Annotated in this window: 19 protein-coding genes and 1 pseudogene; 3 read left to right on the top strand and 17 right to left on the bottom strand. The window is 64.2% G+C overall.

The annotated features are described in order from the left end of the window. Positions 1–2 precede the first annotated feature (2 nt). Together AC3WTE_RS25465 and AC3WTE_RS25460 are read right to left on the bottom strand one after the other, a co-directional pair. Positions 3–1,277, bottom strand: coding sequence for a PE-PPE domain-containing protein (locus AC3WTE_RS25465; protein ID WP_492442020.1), 1,275 nt, complete (start codon positions 1,275–1,277; stop codon positions 3–5). A gap of 229 nt (positions 1,278–1,506) precedes the next feature. Further along, positions 1,507–1,791 carry a hypothetical protein gene (locus tag AC3WTE_RS25460; protein WP_492442018.1) on the bottom strand — a complete coding sequence of 95 codons (285 nt, stop codon included), beginning with the start codon at positions 1,789–1,791 and terminating at the stop codon, positions 1,507–1,509. A gap of 178 nt (positions 1,792–1,969) precedes the next feature. Between AC3WTE_RS25460 and AC3WTE_RS25455 the strand changes: the two genes are divergently transcribed. Beyond that, entirely contained in the window at positions 1,970–2,647 is a 678-nt protein-coding gene (locus AC3WTE_RS25455) for a helix-turn-helix domain-containing protein (RefSeq protein ID WP_492442016.1), read from the top strand. 103 nt (positions 2,648–2,750) lie between these two features. Here the strand turns inward: AC3WTE_RS25455 and AC3WTE_RS25450 are convergent, their stop codons facing one another. Further along, a complete protein-coding gene (locus AC3WTE_RS25450) occupies positions 2,751–3,128 on the bottom strand; it encodes a hypothetical protein (protein ID WP_492442015.1) in 378 nt (125 codons plus the stop codon). 90 nt (positions 3,129–3,218) lie between these two features. On the opposite strand from AC3WTE_RS25450, the gene AC3WTE_RS25445 reads away from it, so the two are divergent. Next, on the top strand, positions 3,219–3,479 hold the full coding sequence (locus AC3WTE_RS25445) for a hypothetical protein (RefSeq protein ID WP_492442013.1): 261 nt from the start codon (positions 3,219–3,221) through the stop codon (positions 3,477–3,479). A gap of 308 nt (positions 3,480–3,787) precedes the next feature. On the opposite strand, the gene AC3WTE_RS25440 is transcribed toward AC3WTE_RS25445, so the two are convergent. From AC3WTE_RS25440 to AC3WTE_RS25395, 10 genes are all read right to left on the bottom strand, one after another. Continuing rightward, positions 3,788–4,225: a three-helix bundle dimerization domain-containing protein gene (locus AC3WTE_RS25440; RefSeq protein WP_492442012.1), complete on the bottom strand. Its 438-nt coding sequence runs from the start codon at positions 4,223–4,225 to the stop codon at positions 3,788–3,790. A gap of 142 nt (positions 4,226–4,367) precedes the next feature. Then, complete coding sequence (locus tag AC3WTE_RS25435) at positions 4,368–4,601, bottom strand: hypothetical protein (RefSeq protein ID WP_492442011.1); 234 nt, start codon at positions 4,599–4,601, stop codon at positions 4,368–4,370. Continuing rightward, positions 4,552–4,734 carry a hypothetical protein gene (locus tag AC3WTE_RS25430; RefSeq protein WP_492442009.1) on the bottom strand — a complete coding sequence of 61 codons (183 nt, stop codon included), beginning with the start codon at positions 4,732–4,734 and terminating at the stop codon, positions 4,552–4,554. Before AC3WTE_RS25430 ends, AC3WTE_RS25435 begins: the two co-directional genes overlap by 50 nt. 171 nt (positions 4,735–4,905) lie before the next feature. Continuing rightward, positions 4,906–5,340: a nucleoside triphosphate pyrophosphohydrolase family protein gene (locus AC3WTE_RS25425; RefSeq protein ID WP_492442008.1), complete on the bottom strand. Its 435-nt coding sequence runs from the start codon at positions 5,338–5,340 to the stop codon at positions 4,906–4,908. A 2-nt stretch (positions 5,341–5,342) separates the two neighbouring features. Further along, entirely contained in the window at positions 5,343–5,744 is a 402-nt protein-coding gene (locus tag AC3WTE_RS25420) for a hypothetical protein (RefSeq protein ID WP_492442007.1), read from the bottom strand. 120 nt (positions 5,745–5,864) lie between these two features. Beyond that, positions 5,865–6,065 carry a hypothetical protein gene (locus AC3WTE_RS25415; protein ID WP_492442005.1) on the bottom strand — a complete coding sequence of 67 codons (201 nt, stop codon included), beginning with the start codon at positions 6,063–6,065 and terminating at the stop codon, positions 5,865–5,867. 208 nt (positions 6,066–6,273) lie between these two features. Beyond that, entirely contained in the window at positions 6,274–6,474 is a 201-nt protein-coding gene (locus AC3WTE_RS25410; protein WP_492442003.1) for a hypothetical protein, read from the bottom strand. A gap of 30 nt (positions 6,475–6,504) precedes the next feature. Continuing rightward, complete coding sequence (locus AC3WTE_RS25405) at positions 6,505–6,975, bottom strand: transcriptional regulator (RefSeq protein WP_492442001.1); 471 nt, start codon at positions 6,973–6,975, stop codon at positions 6,505–6,507. Then, the gene (locus AC3WTE_RS25400; protein ID WP_492441999.1) at positions 6,972–7,337 is read right to left on the bottom strand and encodes a hypothetical protein; all 366 of its coding nucleotides are present in this window, start codon (positions 7,335–7,337) and stop codon (positions 6,972–6,974) included. Before AC3WTE_RS25400 ends, AC3WTE_RS25405 begins: the two co-directional genes overlap by 4 nt. Before the next feature lie 37 nt (positions 7,338–7,374). Further along, positions 7,375–7,716 carry a hypothetical protein gene (locus AC3WTE_RS25395; protein ID WP_492441998.1) on the bottom strand — a complete coding sequence of 114 codons (342 nt, stop codon included), beginning with the start codon at positions 7,714–7,716 and terminating at the stop codon, positions 7,375–7,377. A gap of 703 nt (positions 7,717–8,419) precedes the next feature. Between AC3WTE_RS25395 and AC3WTE_RS25390 the strand changes: the two are divergent. Next, positions 8,420–8,743: pseudogene (locus tag AC3WTE_RS25390) on the top strand (helix-turn-helix domain-containing protein); the annotation flags it as partial. A gap of 283 nt (positions 8,744–9,026) precedes the next feature. On the opposite strand, the gene AC3WTE_RS25385 reads toward AC3WTE_RS25390, so the two are convergent. The 4 genes from AC3WTE_RS25385 to AC3WTE_RS25370 form a co-directional block, all read right to left on the bottom strand. Beyond that, complete coding sequence (locus AC3WTE_RS25385) at positions 9,027–9,959, bottom strand: hypothetical protein (protein WP_492441996.1); 933 nt, start codon at positions 9,957–9,959, stop codon at positions 9,027–9,029. A 23-nt stretch (positions 9,960–9,982) separates the two neighbouring features. Beyond that, the gene (locus AC3WTE_RS25380; protein ID WP_492441994.1) at positions 9,983–10,744 is read right to left on the bottom strand and encodes an LppU/SCO3897 family protein; all 762 of its coding nucleotides are present in this window, start codon (positions 10,742–10,744) and stop codon (positions 9,983–9,985) included. Further along, positions 10,737–10,988 carry a hypothetical protein gene (locus tag AC3WTE_RS25375; RefSeq protein ID WP_492441992.1) on the bottom strand — a complete coding sequence of 84 codons (252 nt, stop codon included), beginning with the start codon at positions 10,986–10,988 and terminating at the stop codon, positions 10,737–10,739. The genes AC3WTE_RS25380 and AC3WTE_RS25375 overlap by 8 nt, the downstream gene beginning before the upstream one ends. A gap of 1,328 nt (positions 10,989–12,316) precedes the next feature. Continuing rightward, complete coding sequence (locus AC3WTE_RS25370) at positions 12,317–12,595, bottom strand: hypothetical protein (RefSeq protein WP_492441990.1); 279 nt, start codon at positions 12,593–12,595, stop codon at positions 12,317–12,319. Between the last annotated feature and the right edge of the window lie 140 nt (positions 12,596–12,735).

Genomic DNA, 12,735 nt, shown 5'->3' with positions numbered 1-12,735 from the left:
AGTCATTGCCCGCCGTGACTGGCGGTGACCGGCCGAGTGGGTTGCTGTTGGTTTTTTGGTTGCGCCACAGCGCCTTTGGCTTGGCCGGTGGTGCGCTCGATCCGAGGGTTAGTGACGTCGCGTGCGGCGTCGTCGCTGGCGGGCGACGAGACGTTCGGCGAGGGCCGAGGCCCCGAGGGCGTGGCGGTGGTGTTGTTCTGTGTCGCTGGCGTTTTCACCGCGGGTTTCGGCGATGCCGACGCGGGATACCGTGCCGGGCTGGCGGCAGAGAGCGCCCCGGTCGGCGGCGGCATGGTGGACGTTAGGCGTGTCGCGGCGGCTGAAAGTGTGGCTTGGGTGCCGCGCAGCGCATTGACTGCCCAGGTGCCGGCGGCGATGGTGGTGTTGACCGCAGTCTGGAATGCTTTCTGGGCCAGGCCGACTGTGCTGGGCAGCGGCTGGTAAGCGCTGTCGACGATGGGTTTGAGGATCGGCTGCAGTGCGTTGACGACTGTGGGGCTGACGCCAGCGTTCTGTGCGAGGGTCAACATCGGCAGGAGGCCGGTGTTGCGGATGAAATACGTTGTGGTGCTGGCTCCGAGCGAGTTCACGGTGGTGGTGACATCGCTGGGTGGCAGGGTCGAGAGGTCAACGTTGTAGGCGGCGTAGTTGTGAAATAGAAAGCCTCCCGCCAGGGCGTTGAGGTCTGCAACGACATTCAGTTGTTGTGCCGGCCAGTCGGCGAAGAAGTCGTACTGGTGAACGATGAATACGGTGTTGTATGGCGAATCGGGTTGCGCGATAACGCAGGTGATTCCTGGGAGCAGTAGTCCGGCGTTGCGGCCCATGATCCCCGTGGGGCCGCTCGGGTCGGCGATGTGGATGAAGGCAATGTTGTTGGGGTGTGCGGCGGCGACGAGCGCTGTTTGTGCCTTGGTCAAGACGATGGCGCCTTGCGAAACCCCGAATAGCAGGATGGTGTCGGTCGCGGGCACTGTGGCGAGTTGGGCGGTCAGGTTGGCGACACCTTGGGCCACGGAGGGGTCCAGCGCCATGGTGCCCTCGGCGGGAAGCAGCGACGCCGGGTATCCGACCTGCTCAGCTTGGGTGATCCAGCCGGCGGCCTCTGTGCCGATGGCCGACACGTCGACCAATCCGGAGCTGGCCGGCTGTGCCGAGGTTCCCGGTAGGTAGAAGGCGACTACGGCGGCTTCCGCCGGAGCAGAGAGTGCGCAGGCGGCGATCAGCATCCCAGCGATGACCGCAGCCGCCGCTGCGCGGATTCGGCTCCAGGACACGCCTGTTCGGGGTTGTGAGATGCCTCCGCAGTGATGTGCGGCCGCTAAGTGGTGGTCGACGGCATGAGCGTTCTCACCGCGGGGTTGGTTGTGGAACCTGGGGTTGTCTGTCGGAGTGATGCCCACGGTCGCCTCTGTTCGGCTCAGGACTTGCTCGGTATCGACACGACGATAACACTCTAGCGTCGCACCGTTCTAGAGGTCTTTCCCGAGCGATTCGCGAGCGCGATCAGGTGAAGTCGCCGACCGCCCGCGCATCGAGTTGCGCGACGACCTCAGATAGCCCGCCCATCACTTCCCGCAGGGCCGCTCGATCGGCCGTCAACGGCGCCGCAGTTCCTCGAAGAATGGAGAGTGATTGCGCGACTGGCCAACGAATTTCGTCAGCCTCGATCACCTCGCTGGCGGCCATCGCGGCCTGAGCCAATGCGAGCACATCTTCAGCAAGTCGCAGCGCGTCCCGCGCAGCATCCGCTCGGCGCAATTTTCCCCCTGAAAACCCACTGGATGCCATCGGCGATACCGCGCGACTGCACAAGTCTAGCCACGTACGTGGCTAGCGTGCTCCAGGTTGATGCGGAGGGCGCGAAGGGGGAACGCTGATCGGCCAATCCAGACGACCTTCGCAGACGCCGACGGACACGGAGCTAGGCTGGCAGCGATGATGATTCGGGTGACAGCGGCATACGGCGATGTCTGACAGCACTGTTGGCGTCTTCTCGTCGCGCGCGTTCCGTGAGTCCATGGACCACTCGGGTTTGAACCGCCACGATGTTGCCGAACGCCTCGGCGTGCGCGTCAACATGGTCAGCGCCATGCGCACCGGCAAGAAAGCCCCGTCGCTCGAAACCCTCACCCGCATCGCCGAGGTTTTCGATAGGCCGGTCGCGGACTTTCTCGAGCTGCCAGCCGCCGGCGAGTGGACGCTGCGGCATTATCGCCTCGCGGCAGGACTCACCCAGGGTGCTGTCGCCCAGCAGCTCGGCGTCGACGCCACCTCGGTGTCCAGATGGGAGCTCGCGCGCACCCGTCCACCGGAAGCTGCGGTGACCGGCCTCGCCAGTCTCTACGCAGTCACCTCGCACAGGCTGGGCCAGGTCATCGACCGCAGCCACGGCGGACCAGCGGAGCAACTGCTGGGGCTCACCGACGCCGTGGGCACTCTGGCTCAGATTGCAGTGCGTGCAGCCCTTGACGATCCCGATGCCGCACGGCGCCAACGGACGTTGACCGATATTCGCGGCCGGATCATCCACGCGTTGGGCATCGTCAATGCCGTGATACCGCAACTGGATGCCGGCACGCTCACTCGAGCGAAACGGGCCGTCGATCAACTCGCTCGGGTTCTGGGCGACAGCGCTGACCAGTAGGGCCGAAACATCTTGTCATACAGCCGAAGTCGTGACGGGTTGCCCATTCGGCGAGGGTAGTGGGCCATTGCACTGCGTTGTCCGACGGAGCCGCTTTACCGCATCACGTAGCGGGATCAATTGCCCGAAATCGGGCATGCGCCGATGGGGTCTTTACGCCCAACGCCTGGGCGATAACGGCCCAGGTCGCTCCCCTTTTGCGTGCGTCGAGGACCGCGGCGGCCGGATCTTTTGCAACGCCGTCGAGCATTTTCAGCACGAGCAGCGACCACCGCAGTTCAAACGGGCCCAGGCGTTCCCATCGTGGGTCCTCGACGTCGCGAGCCATCAGTAGGTCAACCAGGCGTTTCGGATCGCCCATACCCGATGCGGGGCCGGCGGACAACCGAGTCGCGGCCAATAGCCGGGCTTGCTCGATGCCCGCACCAGCGATGAGGTCGCGCGCTTCGCGCATGTCGTCACCGGTGAGGTCGTCGAACACAGCGTTTTACTCTACTGGTTGTTTGACGTCGTCACACAGACGCCCGCGTTAGGTGTTGCCTTACATCAAAGTAAGTCATAGCCTTATTTCATGGATTCTGGTCCCGGTTCGGCGGACGACCTCCTGGCCGAGTACCGAGACCGCGTGTTCCGCGCGTTGGCCAGCGTGAACCGATTGGCGTACAACTCGACTCCAGCGCACTTCTCGCGCGCGTCAACGCACCTGGACGAAGCCTTAACCCTCGGCCTGCAGTTGATTGGCGCCGATGAGCCGCCGCCAGGGCCCGGCGTCGTCGCACGCATGCGTGCCCTATACGAGCAGATCAACCCCGACGACTCACCAGCCGAGTAAGTATCGTGGCGTTCGGGAGGGGATCGTGATCGTTTACCTGTTAGTGGCCGTGAACCGTGAACGTGGCGGCCGGCGTCGTCGTGGCCGAGTTGGTGCGTGCGCAGAGGAACTCGTTTCGCATATCAGTCGCAGCGGGCGTCGGTGTGGCGTTGATCTTGACGTATCTCGCGCATCCGCTGATTGAGCCGAGTCCGCCGGATCATCCCGCCCCTACGCTGGGCACGCGGTAATTCTTCGCCAGCGGGACAACATGATTCGCTCTTTGTAAGACCAGATGGCCAGGGCACACGTTCCGGCCACGTTGTGCGTTAGGCGAACTTCTGCAGGACGGCATGTTCGACGATCATCGGGACGAAGTCGCGAATACGGTGATCGTCAAAGTCAGCATGGATACGTCGAACAAGATCGTTCATCACCGTCGGGGCGACGCCCGGGTAGGTGATGCGCAGGTGAGCGAGCAGGTCATCGATCGCGGCGCGCTCGGCGGCCCGCGCAGTAGCTGGGTCGGCGAGCCGGCGGGCCTGTAGCTGCCCGGCTCCGCGATGTTCGAATGCGAATGCGTCGTAGGCCATAACGACGTGTTCAGGCGAGGCATCCGGGTGCTCACGGGCCAACAGATCGATGGCGATCCAGCTGGCGGCACCGAGCGCTGTTGTATGAGATGGCCGGCGCCCGTTCGCGATTGCTGCAGTCAGGAACTCGCGGAATGTCTGCTCAGCGAGGTCGCGGATCGATTCGGCTGGCATGTCCAGTGACTGTACGCAGTGGCGGTTACGTGTTGGCGACGTACGCGTGCCGCTCATGAGACAACGACCTCACGGTGGCCGGTGCTGCGCTGGTGTGTGGCCAGGCTGCGGCGCCGGTGTTGTCGTCGGACCAGTTGGCCAGTTAGGGCTCGGTTGATGGGCGTGGATTGCGGTCGTCGTTGTAGTTACGTGGGGGTGCTGCGGCAACCAACGCCCGAATCTCGGAGATCAAGGCCGCCGTATGGATGTCGCGCTGCCGGTCATCGAGGCGGATCCACACCCAGTTGCGGAACGAAATCTGGCAATTTGTCGGCAGCCGTTGTCCGTCAGCGTCGGTCAGGTAGGGGTTGGTGCGCCATTGCGTCGATCGCCACACCGAGGTCGCCGACGAGCGCGGCGTAGGCGTCGGTGGCCTCGAAAGCTGCTGCGGTCCTGCGGCATTCCTCGACCGTCATGCAGCTGATGGCCCAGCTCGTCCCGGGGCCGCGCACGCCGAGGGCCAGGTCCATCACCGTGTACAAGACGGTCCGTCGGGCGTTGAAAGGTGGTGCACACGACGTATCTGCCGGTGCTGGAAATGGCTTGGACGGTGTAAGACTGCGTTTCTTCAGCGAACCGGATGCGCATGCCCGGTACGAAGACGGGATAGGTCGGTAGTGCGGGTGCGACGGCGGGGATGGTCACGAGGCGGGTCCGTTCGGTCGGGTGTCGAGGATCGCGGTAGTGATTTTGCGGTTATCTGCTTGAGCTGCAGCTGATTTGGTTGACGTCGATGCCGTTCGCTGAGATACCGAAGCCCAGCGTCGGGCGATCACTTCAGCGGGTGCCAGTCCGAGCTGCTTGCACGCTGCCAGGGCCGCCAAGATCACGTCGCCCAGTTCGTCACGGACGTCGTCGGTGGTGGCACGATTCTGAGTGCGTTTGATGAGGGCGCCGATGACCTCACCGCCTTCTTCGGCGACTTTACCTACCCGGGTCCAGTCGGATCGTTGCACGCCGAGTGCGTCCAGGTGTGCTACGACGGCGTCGGCGAGCGAGTCGATTTGGCGAAGTCCGTTGTGCCACCGCGCCTGTTCTGCGTGCTGCTGCGTCTTGTGTTCGGCGGTGGATTGCATGGTTACCGGCCGACCGCGCTGTTTCGTCGCGGCGTCGTCGCCTCGGGCGAGTGCGCGGGGCATCGGACGCGGTGCTCGTCGGCGATCCAGCCAGGGCCGGCGAGAGCAGCGCTGAGCGCGCCGTCGTCGGGCATCGGCTCGGATTGGCGCGCTTCGATTTCAGTGCGCTCGATGCAGCCAGGTGTGTCACATTCGAGAAGCAGCCACTGGCAGGGCAATTCGATGTCGGCAGGGTCGGCAGGATTGTCGGTGTGAGCGACCTTGTGGTTAAGGAGTTCCCAGCGTCGGGTGCGTTCGTCATTTACCAGCAAGAGCAGGCAATCTGGGTCAACGGGGAGTAGGCCGGTCGGGATCGCGAACTGCCCGGTAGCCGGCTTTTTGTGATCGTCTAGGTGCACGTGCATGAAGTGTTTTCCCTTCGCTGTTGTTGACGGTATCGGGATAGGCGTGCACGTTCCAGACCACGGGGGCTGGGCTGAAATTGGCTGTTGGCGCTCCTACGGCATCAACGTCGCCCAGTGCCTTTATCGAAGGTGGATCAGGTTCTCGAGTATCGGGGCGGCGCCCCCGGCTGCTCCCCCGCCGGCCAATGCCGCCACCAGAAGCCAACGGACCAGTCGTCGTATACCTCGGACGATGTGGACGACGGCCGTCAGCACGATGCCGACAATGATGCCGATCAGAATTTGGGGATGCGCGGTGAGCGCAGCCAGCATGGTCGTCACGTCGGCCCGGTCTCCTTCAGGTTGTGGTTTCTTCTGGTTGTCTCGACGCTACGAAGGGCAGTCGCGGTTTGCACGACCACCATTGGCCGGCGGGCTGAAAAGGGCGGCTTCTGCCCGTCTACCCCACCATGGTGGGGCAGTCGTGGGTGATCCACGGGACATGCTGTCGCCGCGCGGTGGACGACCCGGCGGGAGGACCTGCGGACGGTCAGCTGATCCGCGAGAGATCTTCGACGGCGCCGCCAGTAGCTGCGGCATACTTGGCCGCGTCGTCTGCCTCGTCGGCAGTGAATACCTTGATCGCTGAGGGGTTTCCAGGGACGCGCACCAGAAGCATGAAGTCGGCGACCTTGTTGTCGCGTCGGCGAGCTGGTGGCCGGCGTTCGGACAAGCTGGGTGCGTCAGTCATGGGTTCCATTGTCCTACCGGGGACCGACAACTAGTCCGGGTGGGTGATTCGCACCAGGACGGGCAGGTCAGGGCCATGATGTAGGCGCAGGCAAGTGATGCGGTGGCGGCCGTCGTTGAAGCGGCCGTTGGCGAAGCGGGCCGGCCATTTCAGCCACTCGCGGGTCGCGCGATCGAGCGGACCGAGAGTGTTGACCCACTGGTGCCAGGGACCGGCATCGACGAGCAATGTTCCGCGCAGCGGTGAATGTTGTGCGAGTTCGGTCGCGCGGCGGACGCCGTCGAACAGCCCTGTCCGCCAGGGCGCCTCGGCGAACGCGTCATCGAGGATGGTGCGGTACTGGGGGTTGTCTTCCAGGGCGTGGCGATGGGCTTCTACGGTGCACCATTGGTCGCCGAGCAGGCGATTGAGCCGGTGTTCGAGGCCGGGGTATTCGCATTGTTTGCCCAGGCGGTTTGGCCAGGGCAGGGACCCGAGCGTGCGTATTTCGTGGGTGATCATGCCGGGCCTCTTGTTGTCTGGTGCGGGTAGGCCCACTGGATGCGTGTGATCGTGGTGTCTGCGGTGACTCCCGGGTGTGTGGCGCAAAAGAATTCGATGAATTCGGTGGTGGTCATCTCGGGGAATCCCTCGGCGGTCACGTCGGAGGCGGTGATGGCATCGAGGCGCTCGCGTCGGGTGGAGACTACCTCGACGGTGACAATGCGCTCGAGCGCTTCACCGGGGCGGCGGCCTCGGACTTTCGGACACAGGGTGAGCTGGTCGCCGGGCTTGAGCATCTGCCACCCGATTCTCCGGGTGACCGATTTCTGTTGGTTCCGAACTTGGTTTGTGGTGAGTGCGACACTCATCAGGCGCGGCATCGGTGAAAACTCCTTGCTGGTCCAATCCATTTGTAGGTCAGGGATTTTTGCGGACTGCGGCATCGGTGTTGCCGGTGCTGATGGTTACGTTGATCGTGTGGTCGCGGGCGAGGATCGTGACGACGTGGGCTGGGTGCAGTCCAACAACGAGGTTGCCGACGCTGCCGCCACCACGGATACATAGGACCAGGCGACCCTTGCCGTACGCGGCGGATTCGTTGATGGACTCCAGCGGGCCGGCGACGATGGCGGTTCCGGTCCGGACCGCGATGGTGCGTCCGAGGTGACGTTGGTTGAGCGCTCCTACATTGATCTCGTACTGACCTAGTTCGGGTACGGCGCACAGCTTGTGAGCTGTGGCAGTGGTGGTGGTGGCCATCTCTTCGGTATCCGCGCTCTTCTGATCGTCGTGAGTGTGTGTTCAGGTGGCCATGGCAGTGGGGTGACGGTTGCCGACCATCCGCGCTTCAGGCCGGTGGTAGCAGTCTTGGCAGCGAAAAGGTGTGGAGGCGTGGCTGTTCAGGTCGGCGAACAGGTGATCGTCGCAGAAGTAGCGGCCACATCCTCGTCGCTGGCTTGTGGGTGGGCCGCCACATCGTTGTGGCAGAGTGCGCTCAATTGCGCGGCCGCATCCGGGCGTAGCGCACACACCGCCGTGGCGGTGAGTCGGGCGAGTTTCGGTGCCTACCCGCGAAGGCGTTGATGTCGTCGGGTTCATTGATCCTGTGGCTGCCATGTCGACCGCCCTCCGTTTCTCACCGTTCGATCGTGTGCACGATCGGAGGTGTTTTCAAGACGACACCGCAGGGCACTTGGTGGTGTTGAGGGACGGTGGTGGGGTCGTTACTGTGGTTGTGCAGCGTCCAGAGCCCCCCGTTTTTGGCCGCTCGCCCGGGTAGTTTCTATCTGGGTTTGATGGGCGCATCGGATCTGTCCTTTGCGCGTGAAGGGCGCCGGACCCCCTCCCGGCGCCCTTCTATTTTTGTTGCGACACTGCGGTTTTGACGAGTTGTCGCAGCTTCCTGAAAAGTAGACCGCTGAGGGTCCCGCAATGTTGACCCACCTGGTGGTCTTTTGGAGGGATGATCGCGGTGGAGGATTGGGCAGAGATTCGGCGTTTGCATCGGGCACAGGGGTGCCGATCCGGGAGGTGGCCCGCCGATTGGGAATTTCGCGGAATACGGTGCGGTCGGCGCTGGCGGGAGCGGCCGCCGCAGTAAGAACGCAAACCTCGGGGCTCGGTGGCCGATGCATTTGAGCCGCAGATCCGGGTGCTGCTGGCCGAGTGGCCGAAGATGCCGGCCCCGGTGATCGCTGAGCGGATCAGTTGGCCGTATTCGAGCGGGCCGTTGAAGAAGGAGCTGCAGAAGCTCCGGCCGGAGTATGTGGGGATCGACCCGGTGGACCACGCCGAATTACTAACCCTCACCGGCGATTCCTACCCGACCCGAACCCGCCGCGAGCTCCACGGCAAAAGTCGGACAAACAACGACTAATACACGCGCAGCTTCGGCCATGACTTCGTCGAGGGCTGGATTTGTATGCAGCAGATGGTGAATCGGCGTACCGGGTGGGCATACCCTCGCCTGGGCACTGGCCACGCGAGGGTGTCATCACAAGGCCACTGACCATCTTCGCTGTTGTGCTAGTGACGCTTGGTCAGTGTCTGCGGAACATTGATGGGGGTGGTTAGCGGCGGTGGCGGGCGCGGGCGGCTTCGATCGATTCGACCGGGCGGCCGAGCCGTTCGGCGGCTTCGCGCAGTGACAGGGTGCGGTCGAGTGCGATAGCCAGTTCGAGTGCGCTGTAACGGCCGCGGCGCGGGCCGCCTGTGGTGTCTTTGGTGCTGCCGTCGCAGTTGTATCGGTTCCGGGCCGCGGTGATCGCGGCGGCGGTGCGGCCCAGCATGCGGGCCGCGTCCAGGGTGGCGAGGTCGGGGTCGCAGGCGATGGCGATGTCCTCGAGGGTCCAGCGGTCCCCGCGCCGGTGCGCGCCCGGAATTGTTGCTTCTTGGCGCCGTTGGAAACGCTGGCTCGCTTCGAGCCTGTAGGTGACGGGATCGACAGTGCGGGCCTGATACTCGCGGCCGAATTCGCGGCACGTGTCGCAGGTGCAGCCATGAAACCGCCAGGCGAACAAGGTGCCGTGGCCGTCGGTGGGCACCGGACGTCCGTACCGGCGGCGGGCGTAGTACACCGCCCCCACTGATCTGCCCAGTTGGGCTGCCGCTTGCGCGGTGGTCAGCGATTCATCAAGCACGACCGCGATGTCGGCGTCGGTCCACCGATATTTACGGCCGTTGGTGTCGTGGGGGCCATTGGGGCGCGTTGAGCGCGCCGACCGGACCGCCGTGATGGGACGGCCTAATCGCTGCGCTGCTTCCTGTGCGGTCAACGATCGATCCAGCGCGATCGCCAGCTCGGCATCGCTCCAGCGCGTGGGCCCCGTGGATCCCGGCTCGACCAGGTCTGCGCGGCGGGTGCGGCGCACATCGTCCACCGACCACATCGACCGGCCCGGCAACCGGGCCGCCGCCTCACGCGCCGTCAACGACCGATCCAGCGCGACCGCCAACTCGGCGTCGCTCCAGCGCACCTGCCGCACACCCACCCGAGAACCCACCACCAGCAGCTTGTCCCTGGGCGTTAGTGCATTGTCTGGGTGCAAATAGTGAACCGTCGCACGGCGTGGGCGAAGCCGCCGGTCGGGCAGCCAGCGATCGACGTGGCATCAGTGATCACGTTCACTGGTTTTTCTCGATCACCCGCGCCGGCCGCATCGCAGGCAACGCGCGTGGCGGTGTATTTGCTGATGCTCAGGCAGTCTTTGGTGCTCCAGGCGTAGTCCAAACAGGCCGTGAACTGGCCACCTTCGGGGTTCATGTAGAACCGCTGATCAACGTCAGACGTGCATTCAGCTGGCGTTGAAACCCGTTGAACGACTTTGAATCCGTTGTTGGGCGATCCGCAATCAACAACCGACAACGACGGTTCAGGCGGCGCTCCCTGAAGGCTGACGCACGCACCCACCGGTGCCAACTGCGCCCCCGCAGCGACAGGCTCACCCACGGGGAATTCCCCCGGAATCTTCCCGAAATCTAGCGCCGCTGCCGGTGAGGGTGACGGTGACGGGACAGGGTGGGCTTCAGTCGACGCCATGACGAACATGACAATCACCCACACCACCAGCACCGATACGGCCAGTGCGGTCCAATAAAATTTGCCGTCCAATCGGCCACGCCGACGTAGAAAAGCCAGCACCAGACTGGCGATTCCCAGCGGCATGATCAGAATCATCACCCAGCGCGAGTTATCGGTATTGCGTGTGAGATACGCGGCGATACACACCAGTATCGCGCCGATAACCAGTGCCCCTTGTACGTACTTGATTTGGCGCTCGCTAGCCACAGGCGTGCCTCTCAGTCCAATATGCAAATGCCCAGGTCTGGTTCAGCGTGATGCACATCCCGTCGCGGGCTGCAGTATCAATGGCCTGCTTCTCTTCGCCAATGACACCTGCGCCGACCGCACAGACAACTGTGGCTGCGATACCGACCGCATCGAACGGAGGAGGTGCGAGCGCGCCCTCGGCAATGCCAGCTCCAGCGCAATACTGCATCCAGTTGACGAGGTGACCAAAGTCGTCAGACATCGAGGTCATACCTTCGCTGTTCTGGATATTCTCTGACCAACCCCACCAGTGAAAGTTCTGGGCGATCTTTGGCGCCTGTTTGCCTTTAGCGTCAGAAGGCCCCTGCTTTTGCGTTGAAGGCGGGCAGTCAGGACACGACGGGTTCGTCGGCGGAGGTGGGTCAAGCTTCCACCGACCGCCACGACCGAAGCCGCCCAGGAGCAGGCCACGACCGCCGCCCGTGGGTATTGCAGGCCCTGCGGACTGCGCGGCTACCTCAGCGGCGGCTTGCTGGCACTGCGTCTGCCGCTGCTGATCTTGTCCAGTTTGTTGGGTGTTTTGCGGTTCCTGCGTCGAACTTGGCTGCTGCGAGGGCTGTTGCGCCGGGCTAGACTGAGGCTGCTGCGGCGCGGCACTGTGCGGTGCCTGCGACGGCACTACCGACGGCTGAGCCGGTTGGGTTTGAAGCGGAGCGTCGTAGTTAGGCGGCTGGGATCCGTTGGCGGGCTGCAACTGCTGCGGGTAGCTCGGGGCCTGGTTGTAGCCGCCCTGGCCACTCGGGCTCTGCGGGGCACCACCGTTGTAGATGGAAATACCATTGCCCTGGTCAGGGGCCGGATACGAGCCACTGTTGTAGCCGTTTGGCGGACCACTGGGCATGCTCGGCGGCTCCATAGGAAAAGGCGGAGCACCACCGCCGGAGCCACCACCAGAACCACCGGCCGGGCCCGTCGGGGCCGGCTGCCCCGTAGCTCCGGGCAGCGCCGATAGACCTACGCCGCCGGAGCGGTCTCGGTCGATGACCGTGACCCCGGCCACCAGGACCGACGCAACGGCAAGCACGACACTGGACCGCCGCAGCCACGGCGACAACCGCAATGGTTCCTTCAAGCTGCTTATCCCTCCCCTAAATGGCGAACTGCACCCCCCAGCGCATTCTCAGCTACCTTCACACACGCGGACTGCCGTGTCAATCAATAACGGCGGCGTCGGACGATCAGACCTGAGATCGCCCTCTTCGCCTGTGCTTTTCGCTTCGTCCCGCGGTCGGCACGGGCACCCCGCGAGGCGGCGGCGCCGACGGTGAGCTAACTCACGAGACATCGCAACCAAGCCCACCCCCACCGCGCGCCTCGCTGGACTGAGTCCCGCAACGACGTAGGCAGGGAGGGCAGCGGCGGGTCAGAATCGTCGCGTTTGATCCTCGCTCGCGTCGATCCCGGCACGCCAAAACGCGCGCGACGCTGAAATCATGATCCTGGGGTGGGTCAACTTCCCGAGATCCGCAGGGGTTCAATTTTCAGAGACCGTTGACACGAGTCGCTGCGGACGTCCCGCAGTGGAGTGGATCATCGCCAGTAGATGGGCAGATGCTGGACGGTGTCGCGGTATCGGGGCTCCAAGGTCATCAGGTCCAGTTGGTAGTCCCGGCGGGCCTTGTCGGGCCATTGGTTGGCGCGGTCGAAGAGCCAGGTCCACCAGTCGACGTCCAGGCCCCCGGCGGCGAGTCCGGCGCGGTATGAGGCGGTGGCCAGGTCTCGATCGATGACCGAGTGGTCGAGGTCTTCGCCGACTGTAGTGGTGGTCCGGGATCGAAGGTGCTGTTCGGCTGCGGCGAGGTCGGTCAAGCATGTCTTGGTTGCCTCGAACCATGCGTCCAGTGATGCGCGCCAGCCTGCGCCGCTGTGCGGGGCTAAGTCCCCTGGGGTGGTGGGAATTCGGGGACGGGGCTGAGGTGGGCGGAGATGTTCAGGCCGTGTCGGTGCCG

Source organism: Mycobacterium sp. FW102-FHT13B02 (assembly GCF_058790275.1).
The sequence above is the reverse complement of the archived record's forward strand: the minus strand, read 5'-3'. Positions and strand labels throughout refer to the sequence as shown.

Excerpts from the sequence above, each read along its gene's own strand:
- AC3WTE_RS25460 (WP_492442018.1), bottom strand. The coding sequence starts at position 1,791 with ATGGCATCCAGTGGGTTTTCAGGGGGAAAATTGCGCCGAGCGGATGCT.
- AC3WTE_RS25455 (WP_492442016.1), top strand. The coding sequence starts at position 1,970 with ATGTCTGACAGCACTGTTGGCGTCTTCTCGTCGCGCGCGTTCCGTGAG.
- AC3WTE_RS25445 (WP_492442013.1), top strand. The coding sequence starts at position 3,219 with ATGGATTCTGGTCCCGGTTCGGCGGACGACCTCCTGGCCGAGTACCGA.
- AC3WTE_RS25440 (WP_492442012.1), bottom strand. The coding sequence starts at position 4,225 with ATGCCAGCCGAATCGATCCGCGACCTCGCTGAGCAGACATTCCGCGAG.
- AC3WTE_RS25430 (WP_492442009.1), bottom strand. The coding sequence starts at position 4,734 with ATGGACCTGGCCCTCGGCGTGCGCGGCCCCGGGACGAGCTGGGCCATC.
- AC3WTE_RS25425 (WP_492442008.1), bottom strand. The coding sequence starts at position 5,340 with ATGCAATCCACCGCCGAACACAAGACGCAGCAGCACGCAGAACAGGCG.
- AC3WTE_RS25420 (WP_492442007.1), bottom strand. The coding sequence starts at position 5,744 with ATGCACGTGCACCTAGACGATCACAAAAAGCCGGCTACCGGGCAGTTC.
- AC3WTE_RS25410 (WP_492442003.1), bottom strand. The coding sequence starts at position 6,474 with ATGACTGACGCACCCAGCTTGTCCGAACGCCGGCCACCAGCTCGCCGA.
- AC3WTE_RS25405 (WP_492442001.1), bottom strand. The coding sequence starts at position 6,975 with ATGATCACCCACGAAATACGCACGCTCGGGTCCCTGCCCTGGCCAAAC.
- AC3WTE_RS25400 (WP_492441999.1), bottom strand. The coding sequence starts at position 7,337 with ATGCCGCGCCTGATGAGTGTCGCACTCACCACAAACCAAGTTCGGAAC.
- AC3WTE_RS25395 (WP_492441998.1), bottom strand. The coding sequence starts at position 7,716 with ATGGCCACCACCACCACTGCCACAGCTCACAAGCTGTGCGCCGTACCC.
- AC3WTE_RS25375 (WP_492441992.1), bottom strand. The coding sequence starts at position 10,988 with ATGTCTGACGACTTTGGTCACCTCGTCAACTGGATGCAGTATTGCGCT.